Annotated in this window: 12 protein-coding genes; 10 read left to right on the forward strand and 2 right to left on the reverse strand. The window is 71.4% G+C overall.

The window, feature by feature from the left end; all coding sequences use genetic code 11:
- The first annotated feature begins 86 nt into the window (after nucleotides 1–86).
- From KBX50_RS12665 to KBX50_RS12675, 3 genes are all read left to right on the forward strand, one after another.
- Nucleotides 87–905 carry an SAM-dependent methyltransferase gene (locus KBX50_RS12665; RefSeq protein WP_210937230.1) on the forward strand — a complete coding sequence of 273 codons (819 nt, stop codon included), beginning with the start codon at nucleotides 87–89 and terminating at the stop codon, nucleotides 903–905.
- A gap of 4 nt (nucleotides 906–909) precedes the next feature.
- Nucleotides 910–3,072 (forward strand): bifunctional diguanylate cyclase/phosphodiesterase, encoded by a 2,163-nt coding sequence (locus tag KBX50_RS12670; RefSeq protein ID WP_210937231.1) that lies wholly within the window; start codon nucleotides 910–912, stop codon nucleotides 3,070–3,072.
- 72 nt (nucleotides 3,073–3,144) lie between these two features.
- Nucleotides 3,145–3,645, forward strand: coding sequence for a DUF456 domain-containing protein (locus KBX50_RS12675; RefSeq protein WP_210937232.1), 501 nt, complete (start codon nucleotides 3,145–3,147; stop codon nucleotides 3,643–3,645).
- 217 nt (nucleotides 3,646–3,862) lie between these two features.
- Here the strand turns inward: KBX50_RS12675 and KBX50_RS12680 are convergent, their stop codons facing one another.
- Entirely contained in the window at nucleotides 3,863–4,525 is a 663-nt protein-coding gene (locus KBX50_RS12680) for a Crp/Fnr family transcriptional regulator (protein WP_210937233.1), read from the reverse strand.
- A gap of 59 nt (nucleotides 4,526–4,584) precedes the next feature.
- Here KBX50_RS12680 and KBX50_RS12685 point away from each other — a divergent pair, with 59 nt between their 5' ends.
- The 5 genes from KBX50_RS12685 to KBX50_RS12705 all read left to right on the forward strand — a co-directional run bounded on the left by KBX50_RS12685 (nucleotide 4,585) and on the right by KBX50_RS12705 (nucleotide 12,454).
- On the forward strand, nucleotides 4,585–4,845 hold the full coding sequence (locus KBX50_RS12685) for a YciI family protein (RefSeq protein WP_210937234.1): 261 nt from the start codon (nucleotides 4,585–4,587) through the stop codon (nucleotides 4,843–4,845).
- A 93-nt stretch (nucleotides 4,846–4,938) separates the two neighbouring features.
- On the forward strand, nucleotides 4,939–6,303 hold the full coding sequence (locus tag KBX50_RS12690) for a glutamine synthetase family protein (RefSeq protein ID WP_210937235.1): 1,365 nt from the start codon (nucleotides 4,939–4,941) through the stop codon (nucleotides 6,301–6,303).
- A gap of 144 nt (nucleotides 6,304–6,447) precedes the next feature.
- Nucleotides 6,448–7,803 carry an aldehyde dehydrogenase gene (locus KBX50_RS12695; RefSeq protein WP_210937236.1) on the forward strand — a complete coding sequence of 452 codons (1,356 nt, stop codon included), beginning with the start codon at nucleotides 6,448–6,450 and terminating at the stop codon, nucleotides 7,801–7,803.
- Between the two features lie 2 nt (nucleotides 7,804–7,805).
- Nucleotides 7,806–8,573: a 3-oxoacyl-ACP reductase gene (locus tag KBX50_RS12700; RefSeq protein WP_210937237.1), complete on the forward strand. Its 768-nt coding sequence runs from the start codon at nucleotides 7,806–7,808 to the stop codon at nucleotides 8,571–8,573.
- Nucleotides 8,574–8,746: 173 nt separating this feature from the next.
- On the forward strand, nucleotides 8,747–12,454 hold the full coding sequence (locus KBX50_RS12705) for a SpoIIE family protein phosphatase (protein ID WP_210937238.1): 3,708 nt from the start codon (nucleotides 8,747–8,749) through the stop codon (nucleotides 12,452–12,454).
- 19 nt (nucleotides 12,455–12,473) lie between these two features.
- Here the strand turns inward: KBX50_RS12705 and KBX50_RS12710 are convergent, their stop codons facing one another.
- Entirely contained in the window at nucleotides 12,474–12,788 is a 315-nt protein-coding gene (locus tag KBX50_RS12710; protein ID WP_307870938.1) for an STAS domain-containing protein, read from the reverse strand.
- 94 nt (nucleotides 12,789–12,882) lie between these two features.
- Between KBX50_RS12710 and map the strand changes: the two genes are divergently transcribed.
- Nucleotides 12,883–13,740 carry a type I methionyl aminopeptidase gene (gene map, locus KBX50_RS12715; RefSeq protein ID WP_210937240.1) on the forward strand — a complete coding sequence of 286 codons (858 nt, stop codon included), beginning with the start codon at nucleotides 12,883–12,885 and terminating at the stop codon, nucleotides 13,738–13,740.
- Entirely contained in the window at nucleotides 13,737–14,453 is a 717-nt protein-coding gene (locus tag KBX50_RS12720; RefSeq protein ID WP_210937241.1) for a VIT1/CCC1 transporter family protein, read from the forward strand. Before map ends, KBX50_RS12720 begins: the two co-directional genes overlap by 4 nt.

Genomic DNA, 14,453 nt, shown 5'->3' on the forward strand with positions numbered 1-14,453 from the left:
AGGCCGTTGTGGATCTCCCCCCGCGCCGCGGACCCGCCTAGAGTGGTCAGCATCACGATCCACGGCGACGACGTGAGGTGCAGCCAGTGCAGAAGCCGGACGGACTCCCCGCCGAGATCGACCTCTCCCGGCCCAGCGCGGCGCGGGTGTACGACTACTTCCTCGGCGGTGCCCACAACTTCGAGATCGACCGGCAACTGGCCGAGCAGATCGCGACCATGACGCCGAACCTGCCGGCGACCATGCGGGCCGGGCGGGAGTTCCTCCGCCGGGCCGTGCGCGCCCTGCTCGACGCCGGTATCGACCAGTTCCTGGACATCGGCTCGGGCATCCCCACGGTCGGCAACGTGCACGAGGTCGCCCAGGCCGCGAACCCGAAGGCCCGGGTGATCTACGTCGACATCGACCCGGTCGCGGTGGCGCACAGCCGGGAACTGCTCGCCGGCAACGAGTCGACCGGCGTCATCCACGCTGACCTGCGTGACCCGGAACGGATCCTGGCCGAGGCGCGCAAGCTCGACCTGCTCGACTTCGACCGGCCGCTGGGCATCCTCCTCGCCGGGGTGGTGCACTTCGTACCGGACACCGACCGCCCCGGTGACGTCCTGGCCACCCTGCGCGCGGCCGCCGCCCCCGGCAGCCACCTGGTCATCTCACACTCCACATTCGAGGACCAGCCGCAGGAGATGCTCGACGCGCAACGACTGTCGGCGCGTACCGCCACGGAGATCACCCTCCGCTCGCGAGCCGAGATCACCGGGTTCTTCGGTGACTGGACCATCGTGGATCCCGGGGTGGTGCACATGGAGTTGTGGCGACCCGACTCGCCGTCCGAGGTCACCGCCGACGGGCAGCGCTTCGGTGCCTTCGGCGGGGTCGCCCGGAACGACCGGCCCGCCGGCTGATCCGATGGCCGCCGTGGGTGCCTCCGGCGGGAACACCGTCGATCCGGCCGGCGCCCAGCGGTACGCCGCCGACTGGGCGCGGGCCGTACGCCGGCTCGGTTTCGTGCCGCTGAGCGCGGCCGAGACCGAGCGGCTGCTGCTCGCGCACACCATCCGGCTGGCGGAGGTGCTGCTCTCCGCCGAGCCCCCGGCCCCGGCAGCGGAGGAGGTCGGGCGGTCACTCGTCGCCGCGCATCTCACCGAACCGGGAGTGATCGAGTGGTCGGTGCGTACGCTCGGCGAGCGGTTCCGGGTCGACGTGCTCGCCGATGCGGCCGGGCGGCCGGGGTTGGACGAGCGGATCGCGGTGGTGCGGGGCGCTCTCGCGGCCGGCTTCGCCCGCGCGCTGCGGGAGCGGACCTTCGTCCAGCAGGAGGGGATCGCCCGCGCCATGTGGCAGGCGCGCGACGACGCCGAGGCGGCGCTGCGTGACAGCGAGGCCCGCTTCCGGGCGGTCTTCGACGGCGCGGCCATCGGCATCGGCATCGCCGGAGTCGACGGGACGATCATCGACGTCAACCACGCCTTCGCCGACATGCTCGGCTACTCGATCGAGGAGCTGCGGCAGCTCAACGTGGCGTCGCTGTTCCACGCCGACGACGCGGCCGGCATGTGGGAGTTGTACCAGGAGCTGATCGAGGGCAAGCACGAAGCGGCCCGGGTCCAGAAGCGCTACTACCGCAAGGACGGCAGCGCCGTCTGGACGGATCTGGCCGTCTCGCTGATCCGGTACGACGACGGCCGGCCGCGGTTCACCGTGGCCGTGGTCGAGGACATCACCGAACGGTACGAACTCCAGCAGCGGTTGCGCTTCCAGGCGCTGCACGACCCGCTGACCGGCCTGCCGAACCGGACGCTGTTCTTCGACACGCTGGCCAGCCTGGTGGAGCAACCCGACGCGCCGGGCCGGGTCGGTGTCTGCTTCCTCGACCTGGACGGGTTCAAAGCGATAAACGACAGTCTCGGGCACGCCCTCGGCGACCGGCTGCTCGTGATGATCGCCCGACGGCTGGCCGACTGCGTGGCCGAGCAGGGCTATCTGGTCGCCCGGATGGGCGGCGACGAGTTCGTCATCCTGGTCGACGGGGTCGCCGCCGTCGAGGACGTCATCGCGGTGGCCGAGTCGGCCCTGGCCGCCGTCGCCGCGCCGCTGTGCGTCGGCGACCAGCAGCTCGCGGTCTCGGCGAGTATCGGCATCGTCGACTCGGCGGTCGCCGGCACCAGCGTGGTGGAGCTGATGAAGGCGGCCGACGCCACCCTCTACTGGGCGAAGGCGGAGGGCCGCGACCGGTGGGCGGTCTACGATCCTGAGCGCAGCGCCCGGGACCTCGCCCGGTCGGAGCTGACCGCCGGGCTGCCGGCGGCCCTGGACCGGGGCGAGTTCGTGCTGCACTACCAGCCGATCGTCTCCCTGCTCGACGGGCGCATGCTGGCCGTCGAGGCGCTCGTCCGCTGGCAGCATCCGCACCTGGGACTTGTCGGTCCGGACCGGTTCATCGGGCTCGCCGAGGAAACCGGCCTGATCGTCCGTCTCGGTGAGTGGGTGCTGCGGCAGGCGTGCCGCGACGCCCAGCTGTGGCACACCGAATTTCCCGACGCCAGGCTGGTGGTGAGCGTCAACCTGGCCGCCCGTCAGGCCGACCGCCCGGCGATCGTGGACACCGTGGCCGATGTGCTGGCCAGCAGCGGCCTGCCGGCGGAACTGCTGCAACTGGAGCTGACCGAGAGCGCGGTGATGGGGTCCGCCGGCGAGCCGCTGCGGACCCTGCACCGGCTCGCCGCGCTGGGCGTACGGCTGGCCGTGGACGACTTCGGCACCGGGTACTCGAATCTGGCGTACCTGCGCCGGCTGCCGATCACCTGCCTGAAGCTGGCGGGCCCGTTCGTGGAGGGAATCCGGGGTACCGAGCCGGCCGATGCCGACCACCGCGACGAACGCATCGTCGACGCGCTGGTGCGGCTGGCCCACGCGTTGGAACTGTGGGTCACCGCGGAGGCGGTCGAGACCGAGGCGCAGGCGGAGCGGTTGCGGGCGTTGCGGTGCGACACCGCGCAGGGCCGGCTGTTCGGCCCACCGGGTCCGGCGGAGACGGTGGTGGCCCGGTTGCGTGGCGACGGACCGCGATGATCAGACCGTGACCATTCCGGGTACGAACGTGGCCCGTGGATCGGGGTCGAGGCGAGCGGATGGGGAGTCGACGTGGGGCTGACGGAGACCGGAACGGCGGTGTCGGTCGTCGCCGCGCTGGCCATCCTCGCCGGGTTGGCCGGGGTGGTGGTGCCCGGTCTGCCGGCGCTGCCGCTGTGCTGGGGCGGCGTACTGGTGTGGAGCCTGTTCGGCGACGCCGGAACCGGCCGGTGGCTGGTGCTCGCCGCCGCCACGCTGGTCGCCGTGGCCGGCACCGTGGTCAAGTACGCCTGGCCCGGCCGCAACCTCAAGCGGGCCGGGGTGCCCACCACGTCGCTGCTGGCCGGCGCGGTGCTCGGGCTGGTCGGCTTCTTCGTCATCCCGGTGGTCGGGCTGGTCATCGGCTTCGTCGGCGGGATCTTCGCGATGGAGCGGCTGCGGCTCGGTGACACCCGACTCGCCTGGCCGGCGACGAAACAGGCGGTCGCCGCGGCGGGGCTGTCGATGCTTGTCGAGTTCCTCTCCGGGCTGGTGATCGGTGCCCTCTGGGTGGCCGGCCTGGTGATGGCCTGACCGATCGTGGCACGGTGCTGACCGAAGCGGCGCGGGACGGAGTCAGGGTAGGGCGCGACGCCGTACCCGAGAGAGAGGTGACGCTTTCCCGCGCCGCCGCGGCGGCCGGGCCGTTCCGAGGGCCCGGTGGTCGGCCCGTCGCGATCGGGCCTGGTCACAAGCCCAAGGATGGGGTACGCCCCGCCCGACCGGCAACGCAATTGCGACCCTGGCGCTCCTACCTGCCATCCATGGCGGTGAGGCGGGTCGGGTCCAGCACGACGATGGTGCCGGGCTCGACCCGGATGGCGCCCGCGCCGACGAGAACCTGCAGCGCACGGTTGACGGTCACCCGGGACAGACCGATCTCCTCACCGAGTCCCTGCTGCGCCCCCGGCAGGGTGATCCGGCTGCCCCGCGTACGCATGGATTCGGCGACCCAGGCGGCGACCCGCGTGACGGGCTGCGGCGCGGCGCGGCGGACCTGGGCCCGGCGGTCGCGGTTCACCTGGTCGGACAGGTGGCGTAGGACGTGGTCGCGGAGCGCCGGAACCTGGTCGATGAGATCTCGCAGGAGATCCGCCGGCAGCAGGCGGATCCGGCAGGCGGTCGACGCGGTCCAGGTTGCCGTGTGCGATCCGCCGCCGAGTACGGCGGCCTTGTCGATCACGCATGGGCCGGTCACCGTCACGAATCGGACCCGCGACCCGTGACTGGTGTCGTAGCCCGCCGAAAGCGTTCCGCGGATCACCACGACGAGGTGTCGGGCCGGCTCGCCGACGCGGGCGGCGGTGGCGCCCCGGGAAAGGTCGCGGGGCGGACACTCGGTGGCGAGCCGCGCCAGGCGTGCCTCGTCGAGCATCGAGAACAGCGGCACCGCCGCCAGTTCGACCTGGTCCATCTCGCGGAGCGTATCGCGGGATACAGCCGTACGACCGCCCGGTTCTTACGCTCCTCGCCATGATCTGCGTGGAACTCTCCTTCACCGATGAGCCTGCCCGGCTGGCGGCCCGGCCAGCCCACCGGAACCGGTTGCGGGCGCTGCACGAGCAGGGCGCGCTGCTCCTCGCCGGCCCCTGGGACGGCGACTGCGGTGCGTTGCTGGTCTTCACCGGCGACCGGGCGGAGGTCGATCGGCTCATGGCCGAGGATCCCTACTTCACCACCGCCGGTGTCCGTGTCGTGGCGGTGCGCGGGTGGCGACCCGTCGTCGGTCCCTGACGGTTTGGCGGGGGATCGGATGGGGGTACGGGCGGAGCGTCTTGTTGACGGTGATCGGCTCGGCCGGTAGACCTTGGTGATGGAGGCTCGCGGATGAGAAAGCCGCCGCTCACGTTGGAACAACTGCGGGTCGCCGTCGCCGAGGGCGAGATCGACACGGTGGTGCTGGCCCTGGTCGACATGCAGGGCCGGTTGCAGGGCAAACGGTTCCACGCCCCGTACTTCCTCGACCAGGTTGTCGGGCACGGCAGCGAGGGGTGCAACTACCTGCTCGCCGTCGACGTGGACATGAACACGGTCGACGGGTACGCGATGTCGAGCTGGGAACGCGGCTACGGCGACTTCGCGATGAAGCCGGATTTCGGCACCCTGCGCCGGGTGCCGTGGCAGCCCGGCACCGCTCTGCTCCTGGCCGACCTGGAGTGGTTGGACGGTGCCGGTCCGGTGATCGCCTCGCCGCGGCAGATCCTGCGCCGGCAGTTGGACCGGCTGGCCGCGCACGGGTTGACCGCGTACGCCGGCACCGAGCTGGAGTTCGTGCTGTTCCGTGACTCGTACGAGCAGGCGTGGCAGCGCGGCTACCGGGAGCTGACCCCGGCCAACCAGTACAACGTGGACTATTCGTTGCTCGGTACCGCCCGGGTGGAACCGCTGCTGCGCCGGATCCGCACCGAGATGGCCGGCGCGGGGCTGGTGCCGGAGAGTGCCAAGGGGGAGTGCAACCTCGGCCAGCACGAGATCGCCTTCCGCTACGACGAGGCGGTCGCCTGCGCCGACCATCACGTCATCTACAAGAACGGGGCGAAGGAGATCGCCGCCCAGGAGGGCATGTCGATCACCTTCATGGCCAAGCCGAACGAGCGGGAGGGCAACTCCTGCCACATCCACTTCTCGCTGCGTGACGCCTCCGGCGGCTCGGCGATGCTGGGTGACGGGCTGGCGCACCTGAGCCTGACCGGGGAGCGGGTGCTCGCCGGGCTGCTCGCCACGATGCGGGAGATGAGCCTGTTCTTCGCGCCGAACATCAACTCCTACAAGCGATACCAGCCGGGCTCGTTCGCGCCGACCGCACTGCGGTGGGGCACCGACAACCGCACCTGCGCGCTGCGCTTGGTGGGGCACGGTCAGGGGATGCGGGTGGAGAACCGGGTGCCGGGTGCCGACGTCAACCCGTACCTGGCGATCGCGGCCCTGGTGGCGGGCGCGCTGCACGGCATCGAGAACGAGTTGGCGCTGGGCGAGGAGTGCACCGGCAACGCGTACGACGACCCGAGCGCCGAGCGCGTCCCCGGCACCCTTCGCGACGCCCTCACCCTCTGGGAAGGCTCGGCAGTCGCCCGCGACGCCTTCGGCGAGGAGGTGGTGGCCCACTACGCCAACATGGCCCGCGTCGAGCTGGCCGCCTTCGACGCCGCCGTCACCGACTGGGAACTGACCCGTGGCTTCGAACGCCTCTGACCGCCCCCACCCCGGCCCGGCCCACCGCGATCCCGGCCCGGCCCACCGCGATCATGCAGTTGTGGCGCCCGAAGGCGGCAGTAAGCGGCTTTTTTCCCATGCCACAACTGCATGATCGGCGAAGGGTGGGTGGGGTGAGGGTGGATGGGTGAGGTACGGGATCCGGCTCGTGGCACGGTGTTGCGGGAGGTGGCAGAGAGTTCCGTCGAGGACGTGGATGCGGCGATCGGGCGGGCGTCGCGGGCGTTCGAGCGGTGGCGGGGGGTCGGCGCGGGAGACCGGGGGCGGCTGTTGCGGCGGTTCGCGGCCGTGGTGGACGAGCACCTGGAGGAGTTGGCGCGGCTGGAGGTGGCCAACGCCGGTCACACCATCGGCAACGCCCGCTGGGAAGCGGGCAACGTGCGGGACGTGCTGGACTACTACGCGGGGGCGCCGGAACGGCTCACCGGGCGGCAGATCCCGGTGCCGGGCGGGCTGGACGTCACCTTTCACGAACCGCTCGGTGTGGTCGGGGTGATCGTGCCGTGGAACTTCCCCATGCCCATCGCCGCCTGGGGGTTCGCGCCCGCGCTCGCCGCCGGCAACACGGTGGTGCTCAAGCCCGCCGAACTGACGCCGTTGACCGCGATGCGGCTGGCCGAGTTGGCGGAACAGGCGGGTCTGCCGGAGGGGGTGTTCACCGTGCTGCCCGGGCGGGGCGAGGTGGTCGGTGAACGGTTCGTCAGCCACCCGGCCGTACGCAAGATCTGTTTCACCGGCTCCACCGAGGTCGGCACCCGGATCATGGCCGGCTGCGCGGGCCAGGTGAAGCGGCTGACCCTGGAACTGGGCGGCAAGTCGGCGAACTTGATCTTCGCTGACGCCGACCTGGAGCGGGCCGCCGCCAGCGCGCCGTACGCCGTCTTCGACAACGCCGGCCAGGACTGCTGCGCCCGGTCCCGACTGCTGGTGCAGCGCGGGGTGTACGACCGCTTCCTCGAACTGCTCGAACCAGCGGTGCGGGCCTTCCGGGTGGGTGACCCGGCCGACGAGAGCACCGAGATGGGACCGCTGATCTCGGCCGCGCAGCGGGACCGGGTCACCGGGTACGTCGACGGTTCGCGGGTGGCGTTCACCGGCTCGCGACCCGACGGCCCCGGCTACTGGCACGCACCGACCGTGCTGCTCGCCGACTCCCCGGGCGACCGTCACTGGCGGGAGGAGATCTTCGGCCCGGTCGTCTCAGTGCTCCCGTTCGACGACGAGACCGACGCCGTCCGGCTGGCCAACGACACCGAGTACGGTCTCTCCGGCTCGATCTGGACCCGCGACGTGGGCCGGGCGCTACGGGTGGCCCGGGCCGTGGAGGCCGGCAACCTGAGCGTCAACTCCCACTCCTCGGTGCGCTACTGGACGCCGTTCGGCGGGATGAAGCGTTCCGGTCTGGGTCGGGAACTGGGGCCGGACGCCCTGCACGCGTTCACCGATGTCAAGAACGTCTTCGTCAGCACGGAGGAGTGAGCATGTCGGGACGGTTGCAGGACCGGGTGGCCGTGGTGACCGGGGCGGCCAGCGGTATCGGGCTGGCCACCGTCCGGCGGTTCGCCGCCGAGGGCGCCCGGGTGGTCTGTGTCGACCTGGACACCGAGGCCGGTCAGCGGGCCGCCGACGAGGTGGGCGGGAGTTTCGTCGCGGCGGACGTGTCCGACGAGCCGGCGGTACGCGATCTCTTCGACGGGGTGGTCGAGCGGTACGGGCGGGTGGACGTGGCGTTCAACAACGCCGGCATCTCCCCGCCGGACGACGACTCCATCCTGGAGACCGGGCTGGACGCCTGGGAACGGGTACTTCGGGTCAACACCACGAGCGTCTACCTGTGCTGTAAGTACGTCATCCCGCACATGCGCCGGCAGGGCGGGGGCTCGATCATCAACACCGCCTCCTTCGTGGCGTTGATGGGCGCGGCGACGTCACAGATCGCGTACACCGCGAGCAAGGGCGGTGTGCTGGCGCTCACTCGGGAACTGGGCGTGCAGTTCGCCCGGGAGGGCATCCGGGTCAACGCCCTCTGCCCGGGACCGGTGGCCACGCCGTTGCTGCGTGAGCTGTTCGCTGCCGATCCGGAGCGGGCCGCCCGCCGGTTGGTGCACGTGCCGATGGGTCGATTCGGTGAACCGACCGAGATCGCCGCTGCGGTGGCCTTCCTGGCCAGCGACGACGCCTCGTTCATGACCGCCGCGCAGTTCGTGGTCGACGGGGGGATCACCGGCGCGTACGTCACCCCGCTGTGATCCAGCCGACACCGAACGTGAGCAAGTGTGGTCGGTGCGGCCACCACCGGTGCCCACCTGGAGCTGAACAGCGTCCGAACCGCCGTATGCGTTACGTTGCTGATCCGTCTGGGTAGAAGGCGGTCAGGGCATTCGGTGATCGGGAGCGGCGTGGATACGGCCGGGGAGGCTGCATGAACTCGGCCCAGGGGGGCGCGGACGGTGGTCAGCCGTCCGCAGCGGAAAGTGGAATGTCTCCGCTGCTCGCGGCGGCGTTCGCGGGTGGCGGTGAGATGGGCGCAGTGTTGCGCGACCGCGACTGGTCGACCAGCCCGCTCGGTCCGCCGGACCGTTGGCCTGTCTCGCTCGGCAACGCCCTCAGCACGATGCTCGCCTCCAAAGCGCAGATCGCCATGTTCTGGGGCGAGGACCTGCGCGCCTTCTACAACGACGCGTACCGGCCCACCATCGGCGACAAGCATCCCGCCGTGCTGGGCGAGCCGGCCCGGGAGCACTGGGTGGAGACGTGGGACGTGCTGGGGCCGCTGCTGACCGACGTGCTGCACGGCGGTGAGGCGTACCAGGCCCGGGACCATCACTTTCTGCTCAATCGGCACGGCTTCGTGGAGGACGTCTACTTCGACGTCTCGTACGATCCGATCCGCGACGTCGACGGTGCGATCAGCGGGGTGCTCTGCATCTGTAGCGAGACCACCGGGCGGGTGCTCAGCGAACGCCGGCTGCGCGCGCTGGCCGAACTCGGCTCGGAACTGGCCGATCCGGTCGACACCGACGAACTCGGCCGGGTCGCGGCGGCGGTGCTCGACCGGCATCGGGCCGACGTCCCATTCGGGCTGCTCTACCTGCGCGACGGCGAAGGACACCCGCGCCTGGCCGGGGCCAGTGGTGCGGTGACCGTCGCGGCCGATCCGTCCGCCCGGCTGGTGGAGCTGGCCGCCACCGGCGCGAGTGCGGTGGTGTCCACCGCCGATCTGCTCGGCCAGGTCCCGCCCGATGCCGCCGACGAGGCGGTGGTGCTCCCGATCAGCGCGACCAACGAACCGGTCGGGGTGCTGGTGCTGGGAATGGCCCGGCGGCTGCCGCTGACCGGGGACTACCGCACCTTCTTCGAGCTGGTCGCCGCGCAGATCTCCCGGGCCGTCGGCAAACAGCGGGCGTACGAGCAGCAACGGGCCCGGGCCGCCGAGTTGGCCGCCCTGGACCTGGCCAAGACCAACTTCTTCGCCAACGTGAGCCACGAGTTCCGCACACCGTTGACCCTGGTGCTCGGCCCGTTGGAGGACATGCTCGCCGACCCGAGGCTCAGCGAGGACCACACGCAGCGGCTCACCGTGATGCACCGCAACGCGCTGCGGCTGCTGAAGCTGGTCAACACGGTGCTCGACTTCTCGCGGCTGGAGTCCGGGCGGCTGGTGGCGCACTACGAGCCCACCGACCTGGCCGACTACACCTCCCGGGTGGCCAGCACGTTCCGCTCCGCCACCGAGCGCGCCGGGCTGCGGCTGGTGGTGGACTGCCCGCCGTTGGCGGAGCCGGTCTTCGTCGACCCGGACATGTGGGAGAAGATCGTCCTCAATCTGGTCTCCAACGCTCTGAAGTTCACCTTCGAGGGAGAGATCAGCATCCGGGTCCGTGCGGTCGACGGCGCCGCCCAACTGGAGGTCTCCGACACCGGGGTGGGCATCGAAGTACAGGAACTCCCGCACGTTTTCGAGCGGTTCCACCGAGTGCCGGGGGTGCGCTCCCGCAGCCACGAGGGCACCGGGATCGGCCTGGCCCTGGTGCGCGAACTGGTCGAGATGCACGGCGGACGGGTCAGCGCCACGAGCCAGATCGACGCCGGCAGCACCTTCGTGGTCACCATCCCGTTCGGGGCCGGGCACCTACCGGTGGACCGGGTGGCCGACGCCGATCACACCGAGCGGGAGCCGCGGCAGGCCCCGCTCTTCGTCGCCGAGACCGCTCAGTGGACCGCCGGTCCGGTCGCTGCCGCGTCCCGCCCGGTGCCGGCCGACGCCCCGACCGTGCCGGACGGTGCTGCCTCGGCGGAACGGGTGCGGCCGCTCACTGCCGGGCCCGGCGGCCGCGTGCTCGTCGTCGACGACAACCCTGACCTGCGCGAACACGTCACCCGGTTGCTCGTGCCCACCTGGGAGGTGAGTGTCGCCGCCGACGGAGTGGAGGCGCTGCGGCTCGCCACCGACGGGGCTTTCGACCTGGTGTTGACCGACGTGATGATGCCGCGCCTGGACGGCTTCGGCCTGGTCGCCGCGCTGCGCGCGGACCCGCGTACCCGGTACGTACCGATCGTGCTGCTCTCCGCCCGCGCCGGTTCCGCCGAGGAGGTGGCCGGGTTGTCGGTGGGTGCCGACGACTACCTCACCAAGCCCTTCTCCGGGCAGGAGCTGATCGCCCGAGTACGCGCCAACATGGCCCTCGGCCAGCTGCGTAACCAGATCATCCGCCGGCTGCGTGCCCTCGCGGACGCGGCGGTCGCGGTCAACACCGCCCGATCCACCGCCGACGTGCTCCAGGTCGCCGCCCGCCATGCGTTGAGTCTCGCCGAGGCCGTCCGGGTGGCGGTCTCCGCCGGCGGGGCGCGATACGAGGCCGACGCCGGTGGGGCCAGCAGCGTCGAGCCGTCCTTCGTCCTGCCGTTGACCGGAGTCGCCGACCAGCCGCTCGGCGAGCTGCGGGTGTGGCATCCGGCCGCCGAGAGCGCCGACGCCGACGAGGCCGCGTTGACCCAGCTCGCCCGCCTGGTCGGGGTACGCATGGAGAACGCCCAGCTCTACGAGGCCGAGCACCGCATCGCCACCACTCTCCAGCACAGCCTGCTGCCCCGTACCCTGCCCCAGTTGCCCGGTGCCGTGGTGGCCAGCCGCTACCTGCCCGGCAGCGCGGACGTCGAGGTGGGCGGCGACTGGTACGACGTGGTGGCCCGGGACGACGACGAACTCGTGTTGATCATCGGTGACGTGGTCGGCAAGGGGGTGCCGGCGGCGGCGGCCATGGGTCAGCTACGCAACGCGCTGCGCGCGTACGTGCTGGAGGGTTTCGAGCCCGGCGAGTCGTTGACCCGGCTCAATCGGCTGGTCGGGTCCACCGAGTCACGCTCGTTCGCGACGGTCTTCTGTCTGTGGTTCAGCCCCCGGACGGGTCGGCTGCGCTACGCCAGCGCCGGGCACCCGTCGCCCCTGCTGATCCGGGGCGACGACGTGGCGTTCCTGCACGGCCGGGCGCTCGGGCCGCCGGTCGGTGCCATCGCGGGCACCGAGTACGAGACCGTCCCCGGCGAGTTGCGGGCCGGTGATCGGCTGCTGCTCTACACCGACGGCCTGATCGAGGACCGACAGGTCGGCATCGACGAATCGCTGGCCCTGCTGCGCGCCGACGCGGCCCGCTCCGGTGAGCACGTCGCCGACCTGGTCGACGCGGTGGTGGCGCGGGTCGCCGGCCGGCCCCGACGGGACGACGTCGCGGTCCTGGCCCTGGAGGCGGTCGAACTCAACCGGTTCGCGCTGCGGCTGCCCGCCGACCCGACCCGGCTCAGTGTGCTGCGCAAGCGGCTGGAGGACTTCCTGGTCGCCCACCGGGTGAGCGAGACGGACCTGTTCGACCTGACCGTGGCGGTTTCCGAGGCGGCGGCGAACGCCATCGAGCACCCGGTCGACCCGGCGGAGCCGGTGATCGAGATCGAGGTGCGGGTCGAGGACCGTACGGTGGTGGCGACGGTGTCTGACAGCGGGCGGTGGCGGGAGTCGACCGGATCGGGTTTCCGGGGTCGCGGCCTGTCGCTGATCCGGGCACTCGGGGATCTCTCGGTCGAGCACACCCCGCAGGGGACACGGGTCACCCTGCGCCGGGAGTTGAGCGAGTAGCCGAGCGCCGGTCGGCGGCTCAGGCCGGGTGCAGCCAGGGCTGAGTCCCCAGACCGGCGATCTCCAACACCCGACTGACCTGTCGGGACGGCAGCACCGTCAACGCGTCCGGGTAGTGGCCGGCGAGCCGGACCACCGCGTGGATGGCCGCCGAGTCGAAGAAGGTGACTGCCCGCAGGTCGAGTGTCACCCGGCCGGCTGGCTCGCGCAGCACCGTCTGGAGCATGGTGTCGGCGGTCGCCATGTCGACCTCGCCGGTGACCACCACGCTCAGGTGATCACCGTCGGTCTCCGCGTTGGCGGAGAAGATGGGAGGTGCGCCCCCTTGATCCACGCAGACACCTTGACACAGTGCTTGTGGTAGGGCAACAACCGCCCGCAGCGGCCGGTGGTGGGGGTCACTGCGCGGGCGGCGATAGGCTTGCGTCATGACCGTCCGTGCGCCGCTGACCCCCGGCACGCTCTCCCCGTGGCGGCCGGTGCCCGCCCACATCGCCCGCCCGGAATACGTCGGCAAGAAGGCCCCCCGGCCCTGGCAGGGGTCGCACGTGCAGACACCGGAGACCATCGAGAAGATGCGGCTCGCGGGGCGGATCGCCGCCCAGGCGGTGCAGTTGGCGGGGGAGCACTGCAAGCCCGGCGTGACCACTGACGAGATCGACCGGGTGGTGCACGACTTCCTCATCGACCACGGGGCCTACCCGTCGACCCTGGGCTACCGGGGCTTTCCGAAGTCCTGCTGCACCAGCCTCAACGAGGTGATCTGCCACGGCATCCCCGACTCGACCACGCTTGTCGACGGCGACATCATCAACGTCGACGTCACCGCGTACATCGGTGGGGTGCACGGCGACACGGACGCGACGTTCTGCGTCGGCGAGGTCGCCGAGGAGAACCGGCTGCTGGTCGAGCGGACGCACGAGGCGATGATGCGGGGGATCCGGGCGGTCACCCCGGGCCGGCAGATCAACGTGATCGGCCGGGTCATCGAGTCGTACGCGAAGCGTTTCGGCTACGGCGTGGTCCGAGACTTCACCGGTCACGGCATCGGCGAGGCCTTCCACAGCGGGCTCTACGTGCCGCACTACGACAGCCCGCGCCCCACGGACGTGATGGAGCCGGGAATGACCTTCACCGTCGAGCCGATGATCACGCTCGGCACCTACCAGTACGACCTGTGGGACGACGGCTGGACGGTGGTCACCAAGGACCGCAGGTGGACCGCCCAGTTCGAGCACACCGTGCTGGTGACCGAGGACGGCCACGAGATCCTGACGCTGCCGTGACCGAAACCCCTGCGGCGCTGCGTGAGCACCATCACGCCGACGTCTCCGGCGGCTGGCTGCGTCCGGCCGTGTTCGGTGCGATGGACGGCCTGGTCACCAACATCGCCCTGATCGCCGGTGTCGGCGGCGGTGGCGTCTCGCCCCGCACCATCGTGCTCACCGGCACCGCCGGCCTGGTGGCCGGCGCCATCTCGATGGCGCTCGGCGAGTACACAAGCGTGCGGTCGGCCAACGAGCAGATCGCCGCCGAGGTGGCCAAGGAGCGACGGGAACTGGAGCGTCACCCGGAGGCCGAGGCCCGCGAGCTTGCCGACCTGTGGATCGCCCGGGGCCTGCCGGAAGACCTCGCCGTCCAGGTCGCCGAGGCGGTACGCCGTCACCCGGAGCAGGCGCTGCGGATGCACGTGCAGGAGGAGTTGGGCGTCAACCCGGACGAGCAACCCAACCCGTGGGCGGCGGCGCTCTCGTCGTTCCTCTGCTTCTCCGTGGGCGCGTTGGTGCCGCTGCTGCCGTACCTGTTCGGGGCGACCAGCCTGGCCCTGGCCCTGGCGTTCGGCGGGCTCGGGCTCTTCGTCGCCGGTGCGGCCGTCTCCCGGTTCACCAACCGTCGGTGGTGGTCCGGCGGGCTGCGCCAACTGCTGCTCGGCGCCGCCGCAGCGGTGGCGACATACCTGATCGGCGCGCTGATCGGGGTGTCGGGCGGCCTCGGCTGA

This window comes from Micromonospora sp. C51, from assembly GCF_018070435.1.
GTDB classification, from domain to species: Bacteria; Actinomycetota; Actinomycetes; order Mycobacteriales; family Micromonosporaceae; genus Micromonospora; species Micromonospora sediminimaris.